We start from the raw sequence: 23,708 nt of genomic DNA, 5'->3' as shown, positions 1-23,708 counted from the left end.
ACACTGCGTGCCCTGGACCCACTTCGTTGGCTCGGTAGTAGCCGTTGTCCTGCGGCCCAATCCCCCGGGAGCAGGTGGCAAGGCGGGGCTCCCGAAAAAGGAAAGACACCGTGTCAGCGCTGGCGGCACCGGCAGTCCGCCCGAGAGCCGGGCTTTCCGGCGCGATCCGGCATCAGCAAGCGTCAACTCCCCGGGTCCAGGGCCCGCAGGGTCCTGGCGGATAGGGGGTTTGGGGGAAAGGCAGGGCCTTTCACCCGGGACAGCGCAAGGCCAGGGGCAGGTGCCATGTCCTCTTGCTGCGCGGCCGGGTTGCGGCTTCCGGGTCGCACTCGCTCTCGTGAAGCATCCGGCCGGCCAGAAATTCCTGGCCGGGCTTGCGCATCGGCGGGCACTCCGCGAAACGGAAAGACATGCCGATGCAACAAAACAGGGAAAGAAACCGGGCGCCCTGACGCTGCTTTCCTGTCCGCGATCCATCCTGGGTCCGGGCCGAGGCGGGACGCGACCCGGCACGCCATGGGCGGACCGGGGCAATCGAGGTCGATCTCCGGACACCGAAATGGTTCCAGTTTCCATGCCCGCCAAGCCTGTGCGCCGCACCATCTGGGTCGATGTCGAAGACCTCTTCCAGTATGCCCTCGCCAATCCGCGCCCCAGCGGCATCCAGCGCCTGGTCTTCGAGATCCTGCGCGTGCTGCCGGACCGGGCGGCGCGGCAGCCGGGCGCACCACGGATCGCCTTTGTCCGCCACGATGACGGGCCGGATCTGCTGCGCGAGGTTCCCTTCACCGAGGTCGCCGTGCTGTTCGAGCGCCTGTCGGAAGGCCAGGGAGGGAAGCCGGAGGCGGCCATACCGCCGCCCCGCCCCCCTGCGCCCCGCGTCCGCCAGGGCAGGCCGTTGCTGCAACGCCTGCGCTTCGGCCTGATCTACCGCCTGCAGAAGCTGCCGCCGCGGACCTCGGAAACCCTGCTGCAAGCCGCCGTGCTGCAGATGAACGTGCTGCGGACCGGCCGCCGCGGCCTTGCCCTGTGGCGGGACCGGCGGCAGGCCGGCGCCCCCCCTTCCGCAGCCCCGACCGTTGCCTCGCCCATCTCCCCACCCGTTCCAACATCCTCTGGGGCGCAGGCCGGGGCGGCCGCCATGCCCGCCACGGCGCCTTCCCTGCCGGCGCTTCCGGGGGATGTCTTCCTGGTCCTCGGCGCCCCCTGGGTGCATGCGGACTATGCCGGGTTGCTGCGGCAGCTGCGGCAGCACCACGGGATGCGGCCTGCCCTGCTGCTTTATGATCTGATCCCGCTGCGCCGCCCTGAATGGTGTGCTCGCGATCTGGTGCAGAGCTTCCGTCAGTGGGTGGAGACGGTGCTGCTGGAATGCCCCCGGCTGATGGCCATCAGCCACGCCACTGCCCGTGATGTGGAAGCCTATGCCGCCGAGGCTGGACTCGCGCTGGAGGCACCGGTGCGGCCGATCCCCATCGGCACCGGCTTCGGCCTCGTGGGGCAAGCGGACCGGCTGGCCTCGTCGCGGCCGCGTGGCCTGCCCCGCCCGGGCAGCTATGTGCTCTTCGTCTCGACGCTGGAGGCGCGCAAGAACCACGCGCTGCTGTTCCGCGTCTGGCGGCGGCTGCTGAGCGAGATGCCGCGCGAGCAGGTGCCCACCCTGGTCTTCGCCGGCCGCGTCGGCTGGCTGGTCGCCGACCTGATGCAGCAGCTGGAGAATGCCGAATGGCTGGGCGGCAAGATCCGCCTGGTTCGCGACCCTTCCGACGAGGAGCTCCTCGCCCTCTACCGCGGCTGCCGCTTCACCCTGTTCCCCTCGCTGTTCGAGGGCTGGGGGCTGCCAGTGAGCGAGAGCCTGGCGCTGGGGCGTCCCTGCATCGCCTCGAACCGGACCTCGCTGCCCGAGGCGGGCGGGGCGCTGGCACGCTACTTCGACCCGGACGACCTGGACGATGCCTGCGCCACGATCCGCGCGGTGATCGAGGACCCGGAGGGGCTGGAGGCTTGGCGCGAGCGTGTCGCCCGCGAGTTCCGCCACGTCCCCTGGTCCGACAGCGCCGACGCCATCCTGGAGGGGGTCCTGGCCTTGCCCGCGCAGGCCGCCGGACCCGCCGCGCTGGGGCAGCCCGCATGAGCGCCGCCGATACGGGCACGAGCCGTTCAGCCATGAGCCATCCGGCCGTGAACAGCCAGGCCCCGGAAGAGGCTGTGACGCCTTCCACGATCTGGATCGAGGTCGGCGACCTCGTCCAGTATTTCGAGGCCAGCGTGCGGCCCAGCGGCATCCAGCGCGTCACCTTCGAGATCTGCCGTGCCCTGCACCGGGCGGATGACGGGGCCGGGTGGGTGCGCTTCGTGCGCCGCTCCGGCCCCCGTCACCTGGAAACCGTCTCCTGGACGCAGATCGAGCAGGCTTTCGAGCGGATCACCGCCCCGGCCCCTCCTGTTGCCGCGGCGGCGACACGCCCGGATGCGGAACAAACTGCCGACGGGGCCGCCAACGGCATCGGCCCCGGATACGAGGCGGAGCCGGATGGCCGCGCGCTGCTCGCCTCCGGGCTGCGCCTCCAGGGGGCCGCGCTGCGGGGCCTGCTGCGCCTGCCCGCCGTGGCCGGCGCGGAGGCCCTGGAGCTGACGCGGCGGCGCCTGCACCGGCGGCAGCTGGCTGGGAAGACGGGCAGCCAGCTGCGCTTCGAGGAAGGCGTGCCGCTGCAGCAGGTGGCGCGGCCGGGCGACAGCCTGCTCGTGCTGGGCTCCCCCTGGTTCATCAACGACTACGCCCAGACCGTGCGCTGGCTGCGCGACGACCTGCGGATGCGCTTCGCCCTGCTGATCCACGACCTGATCCCCATCCGCCGGCCGGAATGGTGCGACCGGGGGGTGATCATCTCCTTCATCGCCTGGCACCGCGGCGTGCTGCCCCTGGCCGACCAGATCTTCGCCAACAGCCGCGCGACGGCCGGGGACGTGACCCGCTGGGCGCGGGAGATCGGCCTCGACCTGCCCCGGCCGGTGCAGGCCGTGCCGATGGGCACCGGCCTCGGCGTCGCGGTCCTTCCCAACGCCCGATCCGGGGCCATCCCATCCGGGAATGCGGCGCCGGAGGCGGAGACCGGCCTGTCCGACCTGCCGGAACCCGGCAGCTACGTGCTCTTCGTCTCGACGCTGGAGGCGCGCAAGAACCACGCGCTGCTGTTCCGCGTCTGGCGGCGGCTGCTGAGCGAGATGCCGCGCGAGCAGGTGCCCACCCTGGTCTTCGCCGGCCGCGTCGGCTGGCTGGTCGCCGACCTGATGCAGCAGCTGGAGAATGCCGAATGGCTGGGCGGCAAGATCCGCCTGGTTCGCGACCCTTCCGACGAGGAGCTCCTCGCCCTCTACCGCGGCTGCCGCTTCACGCTCTATCCCTCCCTCTATGAAGGCTGGGGGCTGCCGGTGAGCGAGAGCCTGGCGCTGGGGCGGCCCTGCATCGCCTCGAACCGGACTTCGCTGCCCGAGGCAGGCGGGGCGCTGGCACGCTACTTCGACCCGGACGACCTCGACGATGCCTGCGCCACGATCCGCGCGGTGATCGAGGACCCGGAGGGGTTGGAGGCCTGGCGCGAGCGTGTCGCCCGCGAGTTCCGCCACGTCCCCTGGTCCGACAGCGCCGGCATCATCCGCAGCGCCATGGACCGGCTGGACGCCGAGGAGGCAGGCCCTTGAGCGCCGCCGCCCCGATGACCGCCTCGCCGTCCTCCGCCGCGTCCCGCCTCGCCCGGCTGAATCTCGCCCTGCCGGTGCTGGGCGCCCTGTTGCTCGCCGCCCTGTATCTCTGGCGCTATGCCGCCGACCCTGCCGTGCCGGGGGGCTCGGCGCAGTTCCCCGAGGGTTGGTGGGGCTGGTGGGACCAGGGCCACTACCTGCGCAGCGCCACCGCCCTCGCGCAGGGGAATTTCGACCCGGCGCAGCACTGGTATCCGTTGGGCTACGCCATGGTGGCGGCGCCCTTCGTGTGGCTGAGCCGGGACCACGCCTTCCTCGCCGTGGATCTGCTCTCGCTGCTCGGCTGCTACGCGGGCTTCCTGGCCTTCGCCCGGCGGTTGGGCATCCCCGCCGCCTGGGGCAGCCTGGTCTTCGTCGGCAGCGTGGCCAGCAGCCGGCTGGTCTTCGCCCAATGGGTGCTGCCCTGGAACACCAGCCCGGTGGCCGCGCTGCTCTGGCTCCTGCTGGCCACCATCGCCGCCCATTTCGGCTGCGGCGGCCCGGCACGGCGGCGCCCGCTCCTGATCGGCTTCCTGGCCGCCGCCATCCCCCTGTTCCGCCCGACCGAGGCGCTGCTTTCCGCTCTCTGCCTGCTGGCGGTGGTGCTGCACGACCTCCTTGCCGCCCCGCACCCATGGATGGAGCGCGGACGCGACCTGCTGCGGCTGGTGCTGGGCGGACTGCTGGCGGTGGTGCCCTATGCGCTGCTGCATCTCCGCATCTACGGCCTCGCGCCCAGCGACTACATGCTGCACTCGCAGGGTCTGGGCTTCACCCTCCAGGGACTGGGCTGGAAGGCCTATACCCTGCTGGTCGATCCGCGCCCCTGGTTCGGCGAGGGCGAGGGGCTGATGCGACAGGCCCCCTACATGGCCCTGGCCCTGGGCGGCCTCGCCGTCGCCTGGGTGCATGGCGCCGCCGCCCGCCTGCTCGGCCTGCTGCTGGTGGCGCATTCGCTGCTCTATCTGTCCTATGTGGACCTGCTGCCCGTCGGGCTCTGGCGCTTCAACAACGTCCACTACTGGAAATGGGCCATGCCGGGCTTCGGCCTGATGGCCTTCCTGCTGTTGCGCGACCTGCTGCGCGGGCGGCGTGCCCCGGCCTTCCCGCTGGCGCCACTGGCCCTGCTGGCCTCGGTGCCGCTGCTCTGCCTGCAACTCGTGCCCGTCGAGACCGCCTCGGCCACGGCGCCCGCCCGGATGCTGTCCTACGAAGGCCCCGCCCCCGGCTTCGACGAGAGCTTCTTCGGCCAGGCCACGATGCTGGACGATGGCCGGATGCTGCGGAACGTGCGCGACATCCGTCTGATCCCCTATCCGGGCGGCTTCCGCGTCTTCTCGCTGCGGCAGCCCTTTGTCGGCACGCCGGCCTGGGAGGTGCCGCCCCCCGGCATCACGGCGGCGCCACCCCGCCGCTACGCCGCCGCTTGGCGCCTCGGCCAGCCCTGCTGGATGCCACGCGTCTTCTGCAGCCGCGAGAACAACCACCTGCTGCCGCCCGTACCCCGGCGCTGACGCCGGGCGTCGCTTCGTCCCGGGGGAAAGGCGCTGCCTTTCCCCCGGACCCCCTATCCGCCAGGACCCTGAGGGTCCTGGACCTCCCGTTCGCTGGCGCTCGCTGATGCCGGATCTCGCCGGAGAGCATGGCTCTCCGGCAGGCTGCCGGTACCACCCACACGGACAGGGTGCCTTTCTTCCTTTCGGCAGCCCCGCGCTGCCACCTGCTCCCAGGGATCAGGGCGAAGACTGACGACAACCACCAGAACCCACGAAAGCCCGGGGTCCGGGGACCGGCTTCGGTCCCCGGCGGAGAGGGGGTCCGGCGGGAGAGGCGGCGCCTCTCCCCCGGAGCGCAACGCCCAACGCGGCCGTCCGGACCTGCGCCGCAGGAGCCGTGTGGCGGGGGCCCGGCTTCCGGCACATGCCACCTTCCCGGTCACGGACCCTCTTCCCCGGGACCCGAAGCGTGCTAGACGCCGCGCTTCGCCCGGCCGGACCCCATGGTTTCCGGCGGGCACCGGAACTCCACTCATCGCCGTGTGAGCCGCCGTGATTTCCGTTCCGCCGGAAACGGGAACCGCTGTAGCCATGCGTCGAGGCACCAAGAGGACAGCAGGGCATGGCAGGCGAGCATCAGGAGCCGCAACGCGAGACTCATGGCGAGCGGCCCCATGATCGCCACGCGGGGGATCGCCAGGCGGGGGATCGCCAGGCGGACCGCCGGGGGCAGAAGGGCGGCCGTCCCGGGGGGCGGCACGGCCACCGCAAGCCCAAGGGCCGGCCGCTGGATGGCTGGCTGATCATCGACAAGCCTTCGGGCATCGGCAGCACCGAGGTGGTGAACCGCGTCAAGCGTGCCTTCAACGCGCAGAAGGCCGGGCATGGCGGGACGCTGGACCCGCTGGCGACCGGGCTGCTGCCGGTGGCCTTCGGCTCGGCCACCAAGACCGTCCCCTATGTGATGGACGGCACCAAGGCCTATCACTTCACGCTGCGCTTCGGCGAGGCGCGCGACACGGACGATGCCGATGGTCAGGTGACCGCGACCAGCGACCTCCGTCCGACGGACGAGGAGATCCGGGCCGCCTTGCCGCAGTTCCGCGGCGAGATCATGCAGGTGCCGCCGGCCTATTCCGCCATCAAGGTGGACGGGCAGCGCGCCTATGACCTGGCGCGCGAGGGCGCGGCCCCGGTGCTGATGCCGCGCCCGGCCCGGGTGGACAAGTTCGAGCTGATCGACCGCCCCGATACCGACACGGCGATCTTCGCGGTGGAGAGCGGCAAGGGCGTCTACATGCGCTCGCTCGCCCGCGACCTCGCCCGCGCGGTGGGCACGGTCGGGCATATCGCGACGCTGCGCCGCCTGCGCGTGGGTCCCTTCCGTGAGTCGCATGCGGTTTCGCTTGACAGCGTGACCGTTACGGGCGATGCCCCGCCCCCTTCCCCGGATCTTCTTCTTCCCGTCATGACCGCGCTGGCCGACATCCCGGCTCTGGCCGTGACCGAAGCGGAGGCCGCCCGCCTTTCCTTCGGCCAGGACATCTCCCTGGTCGAGTTCATGGGTCGGGTTCCCGACGGCGCCAACCTCGAAGGGGGTCTGGTGCGCGTGGTGACGGGGGGGCGCCTGGTGGGGCTGGCAATGCTCAAGGACGGTCTCGTCCGTCCCGAGCGCTGGCTGATCCGGAGCGAACCCGTCCACGACCAGACAGAAGGTTGAACCGATGTCGATCACTGCCGAGCGCCGCACCGCGCTGATTTCCGAATACGCCACGAAGCCCGGTGACACGGGTTCCCCCGAGGTCCAGGTCGCGATCCTGTCGGAGCGCATCTCCAACCTCACGGAGCACCTGAAGACCCACGCCAAGGACTTCCACAGCCGCCGTGGCCTGCTGGTCCTGGTTGGCCAGCGCCGTGGCCTGCTGGACTATGTGAAGCGCAAGGACCAGACTCGCTACGAGACCCTGATCGGCCGTCTCGGCCTGCGCCGCTGAGGAATTCCCGCGGAGGGCCGCTCCGGCGGCCTTCCGCGGGCCTCCTTTCTCCCTGGGCCCCTTCCGAAGCCCGGCCCCTGCTTCCCGCCCTCAGGCTTCCCGCACGGACAGCACGCGCTTCTCCGGCCTGGGTTCGAGCCCGGTGAACGGCGCCGGAACGCCCGGCAGCCAGACCCTGAAGCTGGCCCCCTCCCCCACCGCGCTCTCGATCGCCAGCCGCCCGCGATGGCGGTTGACCACGTGCTTGACGATGGCCAGCCCCAGCCCGGTGCCGCCGACATGGCGCGAGCGGCCCTTGTCCACCCGGTAGAAACGCTCGGTCAGGCGCGGGATGTGCTCGCGCGCGATCCCTGGCCCGTCATCCGCCACCCGCAGGAACACGCCGCCCTCCGCCGCGCCGGTCGCGACGCGCACCTCGCCGCCCTCCCGGCCATAGCGCACGGCGTTCTCGACGAGGTTGCGCAGCACCTGGGCCAGCTGGTCCTGGTCGGCGGGCCGGGCCAGGGCGGGCTCCAGATCCAGCCGCAGCCTCGTCCTGCGCTGCGCCAGGATCGGCGCCAGCGCCTCCGTCTCGGCCCGCGCCAGCACCACCAGATCCACCTGCCCCGCCGGCGGCTGGTGCTCGGAGATCTCGATCCGCGTCAGGCCCAGCAGGTCGTCGATCAGGCGCCGCATGCGCTCCGCCTGTTCCGCCATGATGCCCAGGAAGTGGCGCCGCGCCTCGGCGTCGTCCTCGGCGGGGCCGCGCAGGGTCTCGATGAAGCCGATCAGGCTGGCCAGCGGCGTGCGCAGTTCGTGGCTGGCATTGGCGACGAAATCCGCCCGCATCCGCTCCACCGCCCGGTCCCGCGTCCGGTCGGAGAGCAGGATCAGCAGCCGCCCGCCATCGGAGAGCGGCGGGTCGAGCGGGATCACCTGTGCCACCAGGTCCCGGAAGACCGGCGCCGGAAGGGTCAGGTCGCTGGCCTGCGGCGCCCCGTCCAGCAGGGCACGGTCCACCGCCCCGGCCAGCATCGGGTGGCGCAGCAGGGCCCAGAGGTCGCCCGGCATCTGGTCGCCGGCGCTGCTGCCGAACAGCCTCCGGGCGGCGGCATTGGCCCGCAGCGGCTGCCGGTCCGCGCCCAGGACCAGGAGCGGGTCCGGCAACGCCTCCACGATCACCGCATCCGCCGCGCGCAGCCGCCCCACCAGCGCGCCGCTCTCGGCCAGGTCGCGCGTCAGGCGGTCGAGCGCCTCGGCGACCTCCCGCAACAGGCGCATCGGCGGCAGGGAGAGGACCGTGCCGGAGGCGGCGGCGCGCAGCGCCTCGGCCAGCCGGTCGAGCATCCAGAGCGCGGCCCCGGCCAGGATGGCGGAAGCCCCGGCGGTGAGCAGCAGGGACCAGGTGACCGGCGTCCAGCCCGCCGCGCCGGACAGGCCCATCAGCAGCAGGCACAGCGCGGGCACGCCGCCGATCGCGCAAGCCAGGAGGAACTGCCTGATCATCGGTCCGGACCTGCTTTCGCCACTCGTGGCCTGAACGGGTTTCGCCGCGGCCGGGCGGAACGGCACGCGTCCGCTCCGGCCATCCCGCCAGATTGGGGCTTCCACCGGGCATGGCCCAGGTCCGATATTTGAACATCCGGCGAAATCTGTGGCCAGCCCGGCCAGAGCGATTGACCTGCCCGGAAAGGGAACGATGGGCCATCGCCTCCGGGCCCGACCGGCCGTCCCGCGCCGGCGCGATGCTATCCCTGTGCGCGCAGCAGCATGCCGAAGAGGTCGCGCGGCTCGTCCGGATCGGCCAGGAGGTCGAGCTCCTCGAAGAAGCCCGTGCCCGCGATGCGTTCGCGGACGTAGCGCAGGGCGGAGAAGTCCTCGATGGCGAAGCCGACGGAATCGAAGAGCGTGATCTGGTCGGCGCCGCGGCGGCCCTCGGCATGGCCGGCGATCACCCGCCAGAGCTCCGTCACCGGATGGTCGGGGGCGAGCTGCTGGATCTCGCCCTCGATGCGCGTCTGCGGCGGGTACTCCACGAAGATGTCCGAGCGCAGGAGGATGTCGGGATGCAGCTCGGTCTTGCCCGGGCAGTCGCCGCCGACGCCGTTGATATGGATGCCGCGCCCGACGAGGTTGTCGGTCAGGATGGTGGCGTTCTGCTTGTCCGCCGTCACGGTGGTGACGATCTGCGCGCCCTGCACCGCCTCCGCCGCGCTGCCGCAGGCGGTGATGTCGAAGCCGAGGCCGGCGAGGTTGCGGATGCACTTCTCCGTGGCGGCGCGGTCGATGTCGTGGAGGCGGAGCCGGTCGATGCCCAGCATGGTCCGGAAGGCCATGGCCTGGAACTCCGCCTGGGCGCCGTTGCCGATCACCGCCATCACCCGCGCATCCTTCGGCGCCAGGTACTTCGCCGCGAGGGCCGAGGTGGCGGCGGTGCGCAGCGCCGTCAGGATGGTCATCTCCGTCAGCAGCATCGGATAGCCGTTGCCGACATCGGCCAGCACGCCGAAGGCGGTGACGGTCTGCCGCCCCTGCCGCGTGTTCCTGGGATGGCCGTTGACATACTTGAAGCCATAGGTGGTGCCGTCGCTGGTGGGCATCAGCTCGATCACCCCCTCGGCACTGTGCGAGGCGATGCGCGGCGTCTTGTCGAACAGCTCCCAGCGGCGGAAATCCTCCTCGATCGCCGCGGCCAGCCCGGTCAGGAAGCGCTCGATGCCGATAGCCAGCACCAGCTTCATCATGTTGTCCACGCTGACGAAGGGGACGATGTTGAGCCTGCCCTGCATGGTCAGAAGCTCCGCGTGGGGCGGTCGAAGATGCTGCGGCCCAGCAGGCTGGCGGCGAGGTCCACCATCAGCAGCGCGGTGCGACCGCGTTCGTCGAGGAAGGGGTTCAGCTCCACGAGGTCGAGACTGCGGGCCAGCCCGCTGTCATGGACCATCTCCATGATCAGGTGCGCCTCGCGGAAGGTGGCGCCGCCGGGCACGGTGGTGCCCACGGCGGGCGCGATGGAGGGGTCGAGGAAATCGACATCCAGGCTGACATGCAGGATGCCGCCGGCGGCCTCGGCACGTTCCAGGAAGGCGCGCAGCGGTGCCGCCACGCCGGATTCGTCGAGCGCGCGCATGTCATGCACGGTGACGCCCGCCTCGCGCAGCGCCGCGCGCTCCGCCGGATCGACGCTGCGCAGGCCGATCATGCAGACGTTGCGCGGATCGACCGGCGCCCGCAGTGGCGGCATGTGCGCCGCGAAGCCCGGGCGCCCCGTGGCATAGGCCATGCCGACGCCGTGCAGGTTGCCGCTGACCGTGCTGTCCAGCGTGTGGAAATCCGGATGCGCGTCGAGCCACAGGACGAAGAGCGGGCGCCCTTCCAGGGCGGCACGGCGGCTCATGCCGGCGATGGTGCCGGCGGACAGGCTGTGGTCCCCGCCCAGGAAGACCGCGAAGCCCTCGCCGCCCGCCGCGAAGGCCGCCTCGTCCAGCGCCGCCGTCCAGGCCGCGATCTCCGGCAGGTGGCGGATCGCCGGGTTGGGATGCGGCTCCACCGCGAAGGCGGGCGGCACGAGGTTGCCGTTGTCGCGCACGGCATAGCCCAGCTCCGCCAGGGCCGCGGCGATGCCGGCGACGCGGAAGGCGCTGGGACCCATCTCGCAGCCCGGGCGGCTGGCGCCCTCATCGACCGCCGCGCCGGTCAGAACGCAAATCCTGCTCGAATCCGTCACGCCCGCCCCACTCATCTGGATCATGGACTGTACCACCCCTGCCTAGGCGATCGCGCCGGCGGACCGAACCCCGCAGCCTGTCGGAATGCGCGGATCGCCCGTGCGGAATCACAGGGCTCTCCGGGCAGATTGCCATCCGCGCCGCGCGATGGGATGGGCCTGCGGTGAAGAATCCATGACAGGCGCCGGGCCAGCCGGGGGGTCTTCAGCCGAAGCTGGGGGCCGTTCGTGCAGGGCCTCGACGGCGGCGGGGCGGCCGTGCGCTACCCCGGCGGCGTGCGGCAGGACGCCCAGCCCGGCGACATGGCTGCCGAAGGGGCCGGACACAGGCGGCGCCATTCACATCAGGCGGGCTGAGGCAGCCTTTCGATCAGCTTGTCGAGGGTGATGGGATAGTCGCGCACGCGGATGCCGGTGGCGTTGTGAATGGCATTGGCCACCGCCGCGCCGACGCCGCAGAGGCCGAGCTCGCCCACGCCCTTGGCCTTCATGGGCGAGGACATCGGGTCGGCCTCGTCCAGGAAGACCACCTCCTGGTGCGGAATGTCGGCATGGACAGGCACCTCATAGGTGGCGAGGTCGTGGTTGACGAAGAAGCCGCGCCTCCTGTCCACCTCCAGCGCCTCCATCAGCGCCGCGCCCACACCCATGGTCATGGCGCCGATCACCTGGGAGCGGGCGGATTTCGGGTTGAGGATACGGCCCGCCGCGCAGACCGCGAGCATCCGGCGGATGCGCGTCTCGCCCGTCACGGCATCGACGCCGACCTCGACGAAATGCCCGGCGAAGGTCGATTGCTGGTAGCGCTTGCCGAGATCGCCGTACTCGATCGCATCTTCGGCCACCAGTTCGCCATCCCGCGCCGCGTCGGACAGCGGCACGCTGCGGTTGCCCGCGCGCACCGCGCCATCGGCGAAGACAGCCTCCGCGGTGTTGAAGCCCGCTTTGCGCGCCACTTCCTCCCGCAGCTTGACGCAGGCGGCGTAGACACCCGCCGTGGCGTTGTTGGCGCCCCACTGCCCGCCCGAGCCGGCCGAGACCGGAAAGCTGGAATCGCCCAGGCGGACCGTCACCTCGCCGACCGGAACCCCCATCATCTCGGCTGCGGTCTGCGCCATGATGGTGTAGCTGCCCGTGCCGATATCGGTCATGTCGCTCTCGACCGTCACCCGGCCCTGGCGGTCCAGCCGCACGCGGGCGCCGGACTTGGTCAGCAGGTTGTTGCGGAAACCGGCCGCCACGCCCATCCCGACCAGCCATCGTCCCTCACGCCGCTGCCCGGGCCGGGGGTCGCGCCGGTTCCAGCCGAAGCGTTCCGCCCCCAGCCGCAGGCATTCGACCAACTGCCGTTGCGAGAAGGGCCGGTGGGGATCGGCCGGATCGACCTGGGTGTCGTTGCGTATCCGGAACTCGATGGGATCGAGGCCGAGCTTCTCCGCCATCTCGTCCATGGCGATCTCCAGCGCCATCAGCCCGGGCGCCTCCCCGGGCGCGCGCATGGCATTGCCTTCCGGCAGGTCGAGCCGCGCCAGCCGCAGCCCGGTCAGCCGGTTGGCGCCGGCATAGAGCAGTTCCGTCTGCTGTACCGCCTCCTCCGGCTTGCCGTCCGGCAGGTTGCCCGACCAGCTTTCATGGCCGATGGCGGTGATCTTCCCGTCTCGCGCCGCGCCAATGCGGATGCGCTGGATGGTCGCCGGCCGGTGGGTGGTGTTGTTGGCAACCAGCGGCCGTTGCAGCGCCACCTTCACCGGCCGCTTCGCCTCCCGCGCCCCCAGCACGGCCAGCAGCGTGTCGGCGCGCAGGAAGAGCTTGCCGCCGAAGCCACCGCCGATGAAGGGCGAGCGCAGCCGCACCTTCTCCTTCGGGATGCCGAGGGTCTTGGCCAGGTCGCCGGCGGTCCAGGCGATCATCTGGTTCGACAGCCAGACATCCACGTGGTCCCCATCCCAGGCGGCGATGGTGGCGTGCGGCTCCATCATCGCGTGCGACTGGTCCGGCGTGCTGTAGGTCTCGTCGAGCCGGACGGGCGCCTCGGCAAAGGCGCTTGCGAAATCCCCCACCGCCTTGTCGGGGGAATCCTCCGAGGGGCCGATCCCGGCCGCCTTGGCGGCGGCGAGGTCGAAATGCCCCTCCGACACCTCGTAGTCCACCCGCACCAGGGCCGCCGCGGCCCGTGCCTGCTCGAAGCTTTCCGCCACGACCAGGGCGATGGCCTGGTGGTAGTGCTCGACCTCCGGCCCGCCCAGCAGGCGGGCGGTGTTCATGGCGCCCTTGCCGAGCCGCCCCGCATTCCCATGCGTGACGATGGCCAGCACGCCCGGCGCGGCCCGCGCTGCCGACAGGTCCATGGCGCGTATGCGGCCGGCGGCGATGGCGCTGCCCACGACATAGCCATAGGCCGGGTCCGGCACCACGTCGTGGTGCTCATAGGCATAGGGCGCACGGCCGGTGGTCTTCAGCGGGCCGTCGATGCGGTCCAGCGGCTGGCCGACGACCTTGAGCTGGTCGATCGGGTTGGTGGTGGCCGGGGTGTCGAAGCGCATCGTTCAGGCCCTCGCTTCCGCCAGCACCGCGGCGAGCGTGCGCTCCGCCAGCGGCAGCTTGAAGGCATTGTCATGGGTGGTCCTGGCCCCGGCGAGCAGCGCCTCGGAGGCCCGCTTCGCGCCGTGCGGCAGTTCGGCCTCCGCCGCCTCGACGCGCCAGGGCCTGTGCGCCACGCCGCCGAGCGCGACGCGCCCGCTGCCGTCACGCTGCACGATGGCCGCCACCGAGACCAGCGCGAAGGCATAGGAGGCGCGGTCGCGCACCTTGCGATAGACCTGCACCCCGCCCGCCGGCGGCGGCAGGACCACGGCGGTGATCAGCTCGCCCGGCTCCAGCACCGTCTCGACCTGCGGCGTGTCGCCGGGCAGGCGGTGGAAACCGGCGATGGGGATCTGCCGGGCGGAGCCGTCGGGGCGCGCCGTCTCCACCACGGCATCGAGCACGCGCATGGCCACCGCCATGTCGCTCGGATGCGTGGCGATGCAGGCATCGCTGACGCCCAGCACGGCGTTGTGGCGGCTGAAGCCGCCGATGGCGGAGCAGCCGCTGCCGGGGTGACGTTTGTTGCAGGGCTGGTCGGTGTCGTAGAAATAGGGGCAGCGCGTGCGCTGGAGCAGGTTGCCCGCCGTGGTGGCCTTGTTGCGCAACTGCCCCGAGGCCCCGGAGACCAGCGCCCGGGTCAGCACGGCATAGTCGCGCCGCACCCGCGCATCCGCCGCCAGGTCGGTGTTGCGCACAAGCGCCCCGATGCGCAGGCCCCCTTCCGGCGTCGGCTCGATCCGGTCCAGGCCGAGGCGGTTCACGTCGATCAGATGGGCCGGGGTCTCGATCTGCAGCTTCATCAGGTCGAGCAGGTTGGTGCCGCCGGCGATGAACTTCGCCCCGGGATGGCCGGCCGCCGCGGCGGCCGCGGCGGCGGGGGTCGCCGCCCGCTCATAGGTGAAAGGCTTCACGTGCGCTCTCCCGCCACCTCGGTGATGGCCTCGACGATGTTGGAATAGGCGCCGCAGCGGCAGATATTGCCGCTCATCCGCTCACGGATCTCCTCGTCGCCCAGCTTCGGCGGCGCGCCGAGGTCGCCAGTCACATGGCTGGGGATGCCCGCCTTGATCTCCTCCAGCACCGCGACCGAGGAGCAGATTTGCCCCGGGGTGCAGTAGCCGCACTGGTAGCCATCATGCCTGACGAAGGCCGACTGCATCGGGTGCAGCCTTTCCGGCGATCCCAGCCCCTCGATCGTGGTGATGCTGTCGCCCTCATGCATCACGGCCAGCGTCAGGCAGGCATTGATCCGCCGCCCCTCCACCAGCACCGTGCAGGCGCCGCACTGGCCGTGGTCGCATCCCTTCTTGCTGCCCGTCAGGTGCAGGTGCTCGCGCAACGCATCCAGCAGTGTCGTCCGCGTGTCGAGTTCGACCTGCCGGGCCTCGCCATTGACGGTGAAAGAGACGCTGGCCATGGCAGGGTTCTCCGGATGCCGGGGGAAGGCGGCGGATGGAACGGGCTGGGACGGCGCCGCATGTCCGGCCGCCATGCCTGCGGCCGAGACGGCGGCCGTGCCGATCAGCAGGCCGCGCCGCGGCAAACGCGGGTCATGAAGAGGTGGCATCGTCCTTACCTCCATGCGGGAACGGGGCAGGTGACGCCGGATCGGCCGCCGGCAAGGTCATGGCCGGGCAAACATCCGTGACCAGGGCCACCGCATGGCAAGGCGTGCCGGCATGCCCCCGATGGCATGCCCCGCCTGGCCACACCGAGGCAGAACGCCGCCGGGCGTGCAAGGCTGCGGCCCGGATGCGATTTCGATGGAAAGGTTGCTATTCCCCGTCGGCGATCCGCAGCAGGTAGCGGCCGTAGGTGCTCTTCTCCAGCCGGTGCCCCAGGGCGCGGAGCTGCCCGGCATCGATCCAGCCGAGGTTGAAGGCGACCTCCTCCGGGCAGGCGATCTTGAAGCCCTGGCGCTTCTCCAGAGCGCGCATGAACTCCGCCGCCTCCAGCAGCGTGTCCGGCGTGCCCGTGTCCAGCCAGGCGAAGCCGCGCCCCATCAGCTCCACCTCCAGCCGCCCGCGTTCCAGATAGGCGCGGTTGACGTCGGTGATCTCCAGCTCCCCGCGCGGCGAGGGCTTCAGCCCGCGCGCGATCTCCACCACGTCGCCGTCATAGACATAGAGCCCGGTGACCGCCCAGTTGGAGCGGGGCTTCGCGGGCTTCTCCTCGATGGAAAGGGCGCGGTTGCGGGCGTCGAACTCCACCACGCCGTAGCGCTCCGGGTCGCTGACGCGATAGGCGAAGACATTGGCCCCGGCGAGGCGGGCGCTGGCCTGCTGCAGCATCGCGGGCAGCCCGTCGCCATAGAAGATGTTGTCGCCCAGGATCAGCATGGAGGGCCCGCCCGCCACGAAGTCCGCGCCGATGAGATAGGCCTGGGCCAGCCCGTCCGGCTTCGGCTGCTCGGCATAGGTGAGGCGGATGCCCCATTCCGAGCCGTCGCCCAGCAGCTCCCGGAAACGCGGCAGGTCGGCGGGGGTGGAGATCAGCAGGATGTCGCGCACCCCGGCCAGCATCAGCGTGGTCAGGGGGTAGTAGATCATCGGCTTGTCATAGACGGGCAGGAGCTGCTTCGACGTGACATGCGTCATCGGATGCAGCCGCGTGCCGCTGCCGCCCGCCAGGATGATGCCCTTCATGCCCGTGATCCCCGTTCCCGTTCTTTCGCGATCCTGCGGGCCATCCTGTGGCAGAATCACGGCCTGCCTTCAGCCCCGCGCCAGTCCCAGCCGCTCGCCGCGATAGGCGCCGGAGCGCACGGCCTCCCACCAGCCGCGGTTGTCGAGATACCAGCGCACCGTGCGGCGCAGCCCGCTCCCGAAGCTCTCCGCCGGCCGCCAGCCCAGTTCGCGCGCGATCTTCCCGGCATCGATGGCATAGCGCAGGTCATGGCCCGGCCGGTCGGCGACGAAGGTGATCAGGCTCTCGCGCGGCGCATCGAGCTTCGGCGCCATCTCGTCCAGCAGGGCGCAGATGGCGCGCACCACGTCGATGTTCCGCCGCTCGTTGTGCCCGCCGATGTTGTAGCCCGCGCCCACCGCCGCCTGCTCCGCCACCAGGATCAGCGCCGCGGCATGGTCCTCGACATAGAGCCAGTCCCGCACGTTCTCGCCACGCCCATAGACCGGCAGGGGCCGGCCCTCCAGCGCGTTGAGGATGGTGAGCGGGATCAGCTTCTCCGGGAAGTGGTAGGGGCCGTAGTTGTTGGAGCAGTTGGTCACCACCACCGGCAGGCCGTAGGTGTGGTGCCAAGCCCGCACGAAATGGTCCGAGGCCGCCTTGGAGGCCGAATAGGGCGAGCGCGGGTCATAGGGCGTGTCCTCGCGGAACAGCCCCTCCGCACCCAGCGAGCCGAAGACCTCGTCGGTCGAGACATGGTGGAAGCGAAAGCCGTCCCGCTCCGCGCCCCGCAGCCCGCGCCAGTGCTCCAGCGCCGCCTGCAGCAGGGTGAAGGTGCCGACCACGTTGGTCTGCACGAACTCCCCCGGCCCGTCGATGGAACGGTCCACATGGCTCTCGGCGGCCAGGTGCATCACCACGTCGGGGCGGAATTCCGCCATGGCCGCGCGCATCGCCGCGGCATCGGCGATATCGGCGCGCAAAAAGCCGAAGCGTGGGTCGCCGGCCACCGGCGCCAGCGAGGCGAGGTTGCCCGCATAGGTCAGCTTGTCCACCACCAGAACGCGGTGCGGCGTCTCGCGAATCAGCCGCCGCGCCACCGCCGAGCCGATGAAGCCCGCACCGCCCGTGACAAGGAATTTCTTGGCCAAGGGGCCCCTGTCCTTCCACAACCCGTGCGGCGCCACGTCGCCCGGCATGGCCAGAGAGGCGAGGCCCGTCCCACATGCCGAAACGCGTCTCAGGTCGCTAGCAGAACCGTCCTGCCGCGTCTATCGGGCGCCGCCTCACGGCCCGAAGGCGGATTCCCATAAGGTCGGGACCCCGAGATCCTTGCGTCAGCAGCTGCCTCGGCGGCCGGCGCATTATCCGCGGCCGCCGGCCAGCCGCGCCGCCAGCGGGCTGCGGCCCAGGCGAAGCATAGCGAGGCAGCCCAGCAGCGGCCCCACCGCCAGCAGGGCGAAGGCCCCGCCCCAGCCGCTCCAGGCGACGAGCGAGGGCATGAGGTGGATCGTCACCAGCGTCAGCGCGAAGCCCAGGCAGTTCTGCACCGTCAGCATGGTGCCGGTCAGCCCCGGCTCGGAAAGCTCCGCCACGCTGGCCGAGAACTGCGCGGAATCCGCCACAACCGCGACGCCCCAGACCAGGCAGAGGGCGATCGGCAACAACGGGTGCAGCCCGAAGGCGGGACCGGCCAGCAGGCAGCAGATGCCCGAGACCGCCATGGCCGTCACCGTGGTCCGCACCCGGCCCCAGCGGTCCGCCAGCAGCCCGGCACCGATGGAGCCGAGCGCCCCCACCGCGATCACCGTGAAGGTCGCCAACGAGGCCTCGCCCGCCTCCACCCGCTCAACACCGCGCCAGGTGGCGAAGCTGGCGCTGAGATAGAGGCCGACCCAGGCCCACATGGCATAGAGCTCCCACATATGGCCGAGATAGCCGAGCGTCGCGAGCCGCGTGCCCCGGTTGCGCCAGAGCTGCAGCGCCGCGCCGGGACGGAAGGGCGGCGCGGGCGCGTGGCGCGGGCCGAGCCGGGTCCGCCCGATCAGCGCGGCGGCGAGCAGGGCGGCGAGCGAGGCCGCGCCCAGCGCCAGCCTCCAGTCCGGCGCGGCATCCGGCCCGCCCGCCGCGCCGGTCAGGGCGAGCGCCAGATGCGGCGAGGCCGAGCCCAGGGTCAGCCCGCCCACCAGGAGCCCGACCAGCAGCCCGGCATCGCCCTTGTCCGCCCAGCCGATGGCGAGCTTCATGCCCACCGGATAGACCCCGGCCAAAGCCAGGCCGGTGACGAAGCGCGCGGCGATGGCGGTCCACGCCTCCAGCGGCAGGAGCGCGATGGCGGCATTGGCCAGGGCGCCGAGCAGGGCGCAGGCGGCGAAGAGGCGACGCGGGTCGGTGCGGTCCGGCAGGGCCAGCGAGGCGCTGAGCAGCGTGCCCAGCACGAAGCCCGCCTGCACCGCGCCGGTCAGCCAGGCCTGGAAGCCCGGCCCCAGCCCGAGGCCCAGCGCCTGCGCCTCCCGCAGCATGCCCGGCCCGGCGGCGGTGCCGGAGAACCAGAGGCAGAGCGCCAGCACCTGCGCCAGGGTGATCAGGGCGATGTTCGCGGTCTTGCCGGTCACGCGGCATGCCTCCCAGGGTTCCGGCCCTTCCGCCTGCGGGCGCGGAGCCGGGCTTTTCACCACCGGTATCCGAGGATGCGGAGCCTGGCGAGGGGGCGGCGGGGCGACGGTCAGTCGATGGCGAATTCGGTGGTGTTCTTCACCTCCTCCATGACCGTGTAGGTGTGCGTCTGCCGGATGCCGGGCAGTCCCACCAGCACCGTGCCCAGGAAATGCCGGTAGGCGGCCATGTCGCGCACCCGCACCTTGATCAGGTAGTCGAAGCCGCCCGCCACCATGTGGCATTCCATGATTTCCGGCGTCCGCCGCACCGCGGCCCCGAAATCCTCGAAGACGCGGGCGCTGGTCCGGTCCAGCGTGACCTCGACGAAGATCAGCAGTGCGCGCTGCAGCTTCCCGGCATTCAGCCGCACCGAATAGCCCTCGATCACGCCGTCCTGCTGCAGGCGGCGGATGCGCTCATGCGTGGCAGGCGGGCTGAGATGCGCCTGCCGGGCCAGTTCCACATTGGTCATCCGCCCATCGCGCTGGAGCAGGCGCAGCAGGCGCTTGTCGATCTCGTCCATGGCTGACGATCCTTTCGCGGAACGCCTTATAGCACCATCAATCCTCCGGACAGCGGCCGCTCCGGCCGAAGGATCGGGCCATATTTCCCGCCTTGCCCGAAATCCCTTCGTCCCAGGCGAGATCATGCGAGGGGTGTGCGGCGCCTGTGGCAACGCCGGGGGGAGCGGGCGGCACGAAGCCTGCATCGGCGCTTCCACGCCGCCGGGCGGTCCCACCCGCGGCGGAACTGCACTAGCCTCGCCACCCCGGCCATGGTGGCGCGGCGGAAGGCGCCCTGCCCGCGCCCCGAGATGGAGAACAGCATGACCAGCCTCTTCCTCGCCCATGCCCGGATCGTCGATGGCACCGCGCCGGAGCCCTCGGCCCCGCAAGGGGTGGTGATCGAGAACGGCCTGATCCGCGAGGTCTCGCCCAGCGCCCGCGCGCCGCAGGGCGCCAGCACCATCGACCTGTCGGGCAAGGTGCTGATGCCCGGGCTGATCGACTGCCACGTCCATATCAACGCCATCGATGCCAGCCTGGCCAAATGCGCCACCCTGCCGGATTCGCTGGTGATGGCGCGTTCCATCCGCCTGCTGCACCAGATGCTGATGCGCGGCTTCACCACCGTGCGCGATGTCGGCGGCGCCGATCACGGTCAGGTCGTGGCGGTGGAGGAAGGGCTCTTCCCCGCGCCGCGACTCGTCATCTCCGGCAAGGCGCTGAGCCAGAGCGGGGGGCATTGCGACTTCCGCGGCCCCTTCGACAACACCCCGCCGCGCTTCAACACGCGGCTCGGCGCGCTGGGCCGGCTCTGCGACGGCGTGCCGGAGGTGCGGCGCGCGGCGCGGGAGGAGATCAAGTCCGGCGCCCGCTTCGTGAAGATCATGGCCAATGGCGGCGTCGCCTCGCCCACCGACCCGATCCATTTCCTGGGCTTCTCGCGCGAGGAGATCAGCGCTGCGGTCGAGGAGGCGCGCAATGCCGGCACCTATGTCTCGGCGCATCTCTACACGGACGAGGGCATCCGCCGCGCCGTGGAATGTGGCGTCCATTCGCTGGAACACTGCAACCTGATCACCGAGGCCACCGCGCGCTTCGCCGCGGAGCAGGGCGCCGTCGCCGTGCCGACCCTGGTCACCTATGACAAGCTCTCCTCCGAGGGCGAGGAGCTCGGCATCGGCGCCGAGGCCGTGGCGAAGGTGGACGATGTGCGCCTGGCCGGGATGGAATCCCTCGCCCGCATGCAGGCGGCGGGCCTGCCCATGGCCTATGGCAGCGACCTGCTCGGCGCCATGCACCGTCACCAGTCGGAGGAGTTCGTGATCCGCGGCAAGGTCCTGCCGCCGCAGATGGTGATCGCCGCCGCCACCCATATCGCCGCGAAGCTCTGCCGCATGGAAGGCCGGATCGGCACCGTCGCCGCCGGTGCCCATGCCGACCTGATCGTGGTGGACGGCAATCCGCTGGAAGACCTGTCGCTGCTGACCTTCCAGGGGCGGCACATGCCGATGATCCTGAAGGGCGGCGTCTTCATGAAGGGCGGTTGAGCGGGCCGTCGCGTCGCGCTCTTCATGGCGGGCCGCCGGGGGAGAGGCGCTGCCTCTCGCCCCGGCCCCCCTCTCCGCCGGGGACCGGAGCCGGTCCCCGGACCCCGGGCTTTCGTTGGCTCTGTGTGGTTGTCGTCAGCCTGTCGCCTGATCCCTGGAAGCAGGTGGAGACGCGGGGCTCCCGGAAAGAAGAAAGGCACCCTGTCCGCGCCTGTGGCACCGGCAGTCCGCCGGAGAGCCAGGCTCTCCGGCGCGATCCGGCGGCAGCAAGGACCAACTCATCGGGTCCAGGGCGCGCAGCGTCCTGGCGGATAGGGGGTCCGGGGGAAAGGCAGCGCCTTTCACCCGGGACGGCGCAACGCCGAACATAAAGCGCAGGCCTCAGGCCAGTTCCCGCTTCACGAAGCGGCCCGCCTGCATGATCGCCGGGATGCGGTTGCCCTGACCTTCGAGCAGGCTCCAGTCCTCCAGCGGGTTGCCTTCCACCACGAGGAGGTCGGCATCCGCCCCCGGCTCGATGATGCCGGCGCGGCCTTCCAGCCCGCAGACCTTCGCCGCGACGGTGGTGGCGGAACGCAGCACCTCGATGCCGGGCAGGACGCGGGAGCGGAGCTCGAACTCGCCGGACTGGTAGCCATGCATTTCGCCCAGCAGGTCGCTGCCATAGGCCATCTCCAGCCCGGCCTCGCGCATGATAGCGAGGGATTCGAGGCCGCCGCGCCGGACGGTCTCGATCTTCGCCACGCTGTCGGGGCCAAGGCCCCACTTCGCGCCCTCGGTGGCCAGAATCTCGTAGGTGATCAGCGTCGGCACGGCGTAGCAGCCGCGCTCCACCGCCAGCCGTGCCGTCTCGGGGCGGATCAGGTTGCAGTGTTCCAGCGAGCGCACGCCGCATTCCACGGCGCGGCGGATCGCCTCGTCCGTGTAGAGATGCGCCGAGACATAGGTGCCGGAATTCTCCGCCTCCTCCACCGCCGCCTTCAGCTCGTCGCGCGAGAACTGCAGCATGTGGATCGGGTCGGTGGGCGAGGCGACGCCGCCATTGGCCATCACCTTGATGAAGTCGGCGCCCTCGCGCAGCTCCTCGCGCGCCGCGCGGCGCACCGCATCGACGCCGTCCACCAGCCGCCCCATCGTACCGACGCGGCGCTCCGGCGGCGCGCGGTTGTCGGAACGGGCGCGGCCATCGCTGTGGCCGCCGGTCTGCGACAGCGCCTTGCCGCAGACGATCAGGCGCGGGCCGTCGAAAAGCCCCATCGCCTGCGCATCGGCCAGGCCACGATCGGCGCCCGCGAGGTCGCGCACGGTGGTGAAGCCGCGCATCAGCATGCCCCGCATCACCGCCGCCGCGCGGAAGGCGGCGAGGGAGGAAGGCTGCAGCGCATTGGCGGCGAGGTTGGCCATGGCCGCCACCACATGCACATGCGCGTCGATCAGCCCGGGCATCAGCACGCGGCCGCCGAGCGGGACGCGCGTCGCCGCCTCGCTCTGGATGGGCCGGTCGGATACCTCGCGGATCTCCTTGTCCTCGACCAGCACCTCGACGCCACCGCGCAGCCTTCCATCGCGTGGATCGAGGATCCAGCCGCCGGTGAACAGGAACAGGCTCATCGCGCGGTCTCCACGCCGAAGGGATCGTCCACCGAATGGCAGGGCCGGGTGAACCAGCGCGCCCCGCCTTCCGTCATGTAGGCGATGTCCTCCAGCCGGACGCCGAACTCGCCATAGAGGCACATCATCGGCTCGATGGAGAAGCACATGCCCACCTCCAGCGGCGTGCGGTTGCCGCGCACCATGAAGGAGGCCTCGTGCACGTCGAGCCCGATGCCGTGGCCCGTGCGGTGCGGCAGGCCGGGAGTCTTGTAGCCGGGGCCGAAGCCCGCCGCCTCGATCACGCCGCGCGCGCCGGCATCCACCGCCTCGCAGGGCGCGCCGAGCTTCGCCGCGGCGAAGCCGGCGAGCTGGGCGCGCTGCTCCAGCTCCCAGATCTCGCGCTGGCGCGGCGTGGGCTCGCCGAAGACATAGGTGCGGGTGATGTCGGAGCGGTAGCCATGCAGGGTGCAGCCGGTATCGACCAGGACCATGTCGCCGTCCCGGAGCACCTGCTCGTAGGGCACGCCATGCGGATAGGCCGTGGCCTCGCCGAACTGCGCGGCGCCGCCCGCCGGCACGCCGCCCAGCCTGCGGTGCGCCGCGTCGAGGAAGGCCTTCACCTCCGCCGTGCCCACCCCCACGGAGAGCGCGCGCGCCGTGGCCTTGTGGACCTCCAGCGTGATGTCGTTGGCCGCCTGCATGATGGCGATCTCGGCCGGGGACTTCACCTGGCGGCAGGCCTCGGTGATCGTGGCCGCGCTGGTGAAGCCGAAGCTGTTTCCCGCGCGGCGCAGCCCGTCCACGGTGAAGAAGGGTGTCGCCGGATCGATGGCGATGGTGCCGCCCTCGTGCCCCATGCCGCGCACCGTCTCGATCACCAGCGCGGCCGGGTCCTCGTGCTCCTCCCAGACGCGCACATCGTCGCCGAAGCGCATGTATTCCCGCGTCTTCGGCTCCTCGAAGGCGGGGCTGAGATAGGCGATCCCGCCCTCGGCCGGGATGATGGCGCCGTGCAGCCGCTCAGTCAGCTTCAGGCCGATGCCGGTGAAGTAGGCGAGGTTCGTGGAGGTATCGAGGTAGAGCGCGCCGATCCCCTGTTCCCGCATCAGCGCCTGGGCCTTCGCCACCCGGGCCCTCAGCTCTTCGGTCGAGATCGGCGCGACCTGTTCCGCCATCGGCACCAGACGCGCCAGCTCCGCCTCGAAGCTCGATCCGCCCACACCCGCGACCATCCCGGACCCCTTTCCCAACCTTGC

At 71.3% G+C, this 23,708-nt stretch carries 18 protein-coding genes; 6 read left to right on the top strand and 12 right to left on the bottom strand.

All coding sequences use genetic code 11. The features are described 5' to 3' along the window. Positions 1–574 precede the first annotated feature (574 nt). The 5 genes from CTJ15_RS18440 to rpsO all read left to right on the top strand — a co-directional run bounded on the left by CTJ15_RS18440 (position 575) and on the right by rpsO (position 7,231). Positions 575–2,134, top strand: coding sequence for a glycosyltransferase family 1 protein (locus CTJ15_RS18440; protein WP_099781814.1), 1,560 nt, complete (start codon positions 575–577; stop codon positions 2,132–2,134). Beyond that, positions 2,131–3,702 (top strand): glycosyltransferase family 1 protein, encoded by a 1,572-nt coding sequence (locus CTJ15_RS18435; RefSeq protein ID WP_193009618.1) that lies wholly within the window; start codon positions 2,131–2,133, stop codon positions 3,700–3,702. Before CTJ15_RS18440 ends, CTJ15_RS18435 begins: the two co-directional genes overlap by 4 nt. Next, positions 3,699–5,255, top strand: coding sequence for a hypothetical protein (locus tag CTJ15_RS18430; protein ID WP_126281914.1), 1,557 nt, complete (start codon positions 3,699–3,701; stop codon positions 5,253–5,255). The genes CTJ15_RS18435 and CTJ15_RS18430 overlap by 4 nt, the downstream gene beginning before the upstream one ends. Positions 5,256–5,859: 604 nt before the next feature. Further along, on the top strand, positions 5,860–6,957 hold the full coding sequence (gene truB, locus CTJ15_RS18425) for a tRNA pseudouridine(55) synthase TruB (RefSeq protein WP_075822266.1): 1,098 nt from the start codon (positions 5,860–5,862) through the stop codon (positions 6,955–6,957). Positions 6,958–6,961: 4 nt separating this feature from the next. Then, positions 6,962–7,231 (top strand): 30S ribosomal protein S15, encoded by a 270-nt coding sequence (gene rpsO, locus CTJ15_RS18420; protein WP_019462476.1) that lies wholly within the window; start codon positions 6,962–6,964, stop codon positions 7,229–7,231. Positions 7,232–7,321: 90 nt separating this feature from the next. Here the strand turns inward: rpsO and CTJ15_RS18415 are convergent, their stop codons facing one another. From CTJ15_RS18415 to CTJ15_RS18370, 10 genes are all read right to left on the bottom strand, one after another. Then, entirely contained in the window at positions 7,322–8,716 is a 1,395-nt protein-coding gene (locus CTJ15_RS18415; RefSeq protein ID WP_075822265.1) for an ATP-binding protein, read from the bottom strand. 242 nt (positions 8,717–8,958) lie between these two features. Next, entirely contained in the window at positions 8,959–9,999 is a 1,041-nt protein-coding gene (locus CTJ15_RS18410; RefSeq protein WP_099781813.1) for an ornithine cyclodeaminase, read from the bottom strand. Between the two features lie 2 nt (positions 10,000–10,001). Then, positions 10,002–10,961 (bottom strand): arginase, encoded by a 960-nt coding sequence (rocF, locus tag CTJ15_RS18405; protein ID WP_019462479.1) that lies wholly within the window; start codon positions 10,959–10,961, stop codon positions 10,002–10,004. 320 nt (positions 10,962–11,281) lie between these two features. Next, the gene (gene paoC, locus CTJ15_RS18400) at positions 11,282–13,480 is read right to left on the bottom strand and encodes an aldehyde oxidoreductase molybdenum-binding subunit PaoC (protein ID WP_019462480.1); all 2,199 of its coding nucleotides are present in this window, start codon (positions 13,478–13,480) and stop codon (positions 11,282–11,284) included. 3 nt (positions 13,481–13,483) lie between these two features. Then, the gene (locus CTJ15_RS18395) at positions 13,484–14,434 is read right to left on the bottom strand and encodes a xanthine dehydrogenase family protein subunit M (protein WP_019462481.1); all 951 of its coding nucleotides are present in this window, start codon (positions 14,432–14,434) and stop codon (positions 13,484–13,486) included. Further along, positions 14,431–15,066 (bottom strand): aldehyde dehydrogenase iron-sulfur subunit PaoA, encoded by a 636-nt coding sequence (gene paoA / locus CTJ15_RS18390; protein ID WP_019462482.1) that lies wholly within the window; start codon positions 15,064–15,066, stop codon positions 14,431–14,433. The genes CTJ15_RS18395 and paoA overlap by 4 nt, the downstream gene beginning before the upstream one ends. A 232-nt stretch (positions 15,067–15,298) precedes the next feature. Continuing rightward, positions 15,299–16,168, bottom strand: coding sequence for a glucose-1-phosphate thymidylyltransferase RfbA (gene rfbA / locus CTJ15_RS18385; RefSeq protein ID WP_019462483.1), 870 nt, complete (start codon positions 16,166–16,168; stop codon positions 15,299–15,301). 69 nt (positions 16,169–16,237) lie between these two features. Then, positions 16,238–17,299: a dTDP-glucose 4,6-dehydratase gene (gene rfbB / locus CTJ15_RS18380; protein ID WP_075822262.1), complete on the bottom strand. Its 1,062-nt coding sequence runs from the start codon at positions 17,297–17,299 to the stop codon at positions 16,238–16,240. 213 nt (positions 17,300–17,512) lie between these two features. Further along, the gene (locus tag CTJ15_RS18375) at positions 17,513–18,763 is read right to left on the bottom strand and encodes an MFS transporter (protein WP_099782207.1); all 1,251 of its coding nucleotides are present in this window, start codon (positions 18,761–18,763) and stop codon (positions 17,513–17,515) included. A gap of 110 nt (positions 18,764–18,873) precedes the next feature. Beyond that, positions 18,874–19,329, bottom strand: coding sequence for an Lrp/AsnC ligand binding domain-containing protein (locus tag CTJ15_RS18370; RefSeq protein WP_019462486.1), 456 nt, complete (start codon positions 19,327–19,329; stop codon positions 18,874–18,876). Positions 19,330–19,632: 303 nt separating this feature from the next. Between CTJ15_RS18370 and CTJ15_RS18365 the strand changes: the two genes are divergently transcribed. Further along, entirely contained in the window at positions 19,633–20,859 is a 1,227-nt protein-coding gene (locus CTJ15_RS18365; protein WP_026033442.1) for an amidohydrolase family protein, read from the top strand. A gap of 381 nt (positions 20,860–21,240) precedes the next feature. Here the strand turns inward: CTJ15_RS18365 and CTJ15_RS18360 are convergent, their stop codons facing one another. Further along, positions 21,241–22,470 carry an amidohydrolase family protein gene (locus CTJ15_RS18360; RefSeq protein ID WP_019462400.1) on the bottom strand — a complete coding sequence of 410 codons (1,230 nt, stop codon included), beginning with the start codon at positions 22,468–22,470 and terminating at the stop codon, positions 21,241–21,243. Beyond that, complete coding sequence (locus tag CTJ15_RS18355) at positions 22,467–23,684, bottom strand: Xaa-Pro peptidase family protein (protein WP_099781812.1); 1,218 nt, start codon at positions 23,682–23,684, stop codon at positions 22,467–22,469. Before CTJ15_RS18355 ends, CTJ15_RS18360 begins: the two co-directional genes overlap by 4 nt. Positions 23,685–23,708: the final 24 nt, after the last annotated feature.

It is taken from the genome of Roseomonas sp. FDAARGOS_362, assembly GCF_002754815.1.
GTDB classification, from domain to species: Bacteria; Pseudomonadota; Alphaproteobacteria; order Acetobacterales; family Acetobacteraceae; genus Roseomonas; species Roseomonas mucosa.
This window is presented reverse-complemented; position numbering and strand designations above follow the sequence as displayed.

Coding starts and splice junctions, on each gene's coding strand:
- paoC (WP_019462480.1), bottom strand. CDS start 13,480: ATGCGCTTCGACACCCCGGCCACCACCAACCCGATCGACCAGCTCAAG.
- CTJ15_RS18440 (WP_099781814.1), top strand. CDS start 575: ATGCCCGCCAAGCCTGTGCGCCGCACCATCTGGGTCGATGTCGAAGAC.
- rfbA (WP_019462483.1), bottom strand. CDS start 16,168: ATGAAGGGCATCATCCTGGCGGGCGGCAGCGGCACGCGGCTGCATCCG.
- CTJ15_RS18370 (WP_019462486.1), bottom strand. CDS start 19,329: ATGGACGAGATCGACAAGCGCCTGCTGCGCCTGCTCCAGCGCGATGGG.
- rpsO (WP_019462476.1), top strand. CDS start 6,962: ATGTCGATCACTGCCGAGCGCCGCACCGCGCTGATTTCCGAATACGCC.
- CTJ15_RS18415 (WP_075822265.1), bottom strand. CDS start 8,716: ATGATCAGGCAGTTCCTCCTGGCTTGCGCGATCGGCGGCGTGCCCGCG.
- CTJ15_RS18360 (WP_019462400.1), bottom strand. CDS start 22,470: ATGAGCCTGTTCCTGTTCACCGGCGGCTGGATCCTCGATCCACGCGAT.
- CTJ15_RS18410 (WP_099781813.1), bottom strand. CDS start 9,999: ATGCAGGGCAGGCTCAACATCGTCCCCTTCGTCAGCGTGGACAACATG.
- CTJ15_RS18365 (WP_026033442.1), top strand. CDS start 19,633: ATGACCAGCCTCTTCCTCGCCCATGCCCGGATCGTCGATGGCACCGCG.
- rocF (WP_019462479.1), bottom strand. CDS start 10,961: ATGATCCAGATGAGTGGGGCGGGCGTGACGGATTCGAGCAGGATTTGC.
- truB (WP_075822266.1), top strand. CDS start 5,860: ATGGCAGGCGAGCATCAGGAGCCGCAACGCGAGACTCATGGCGAGCGG.
- CTJ15_RS18355 (WP_099781812.1), bottom strand. CDS start 23,684: ATGGTCGCGGGTGTGGGCGGATCGAGCTTCGAGGCGGAGCTGGCGCGT.
- CTJ15_RS18435 (WP_193009618.1), top strand. CDS start 2,131: ATGAGCGCCGCCGATACGGGCACGAGCCGTTCAGCCATGAGCCATCCG.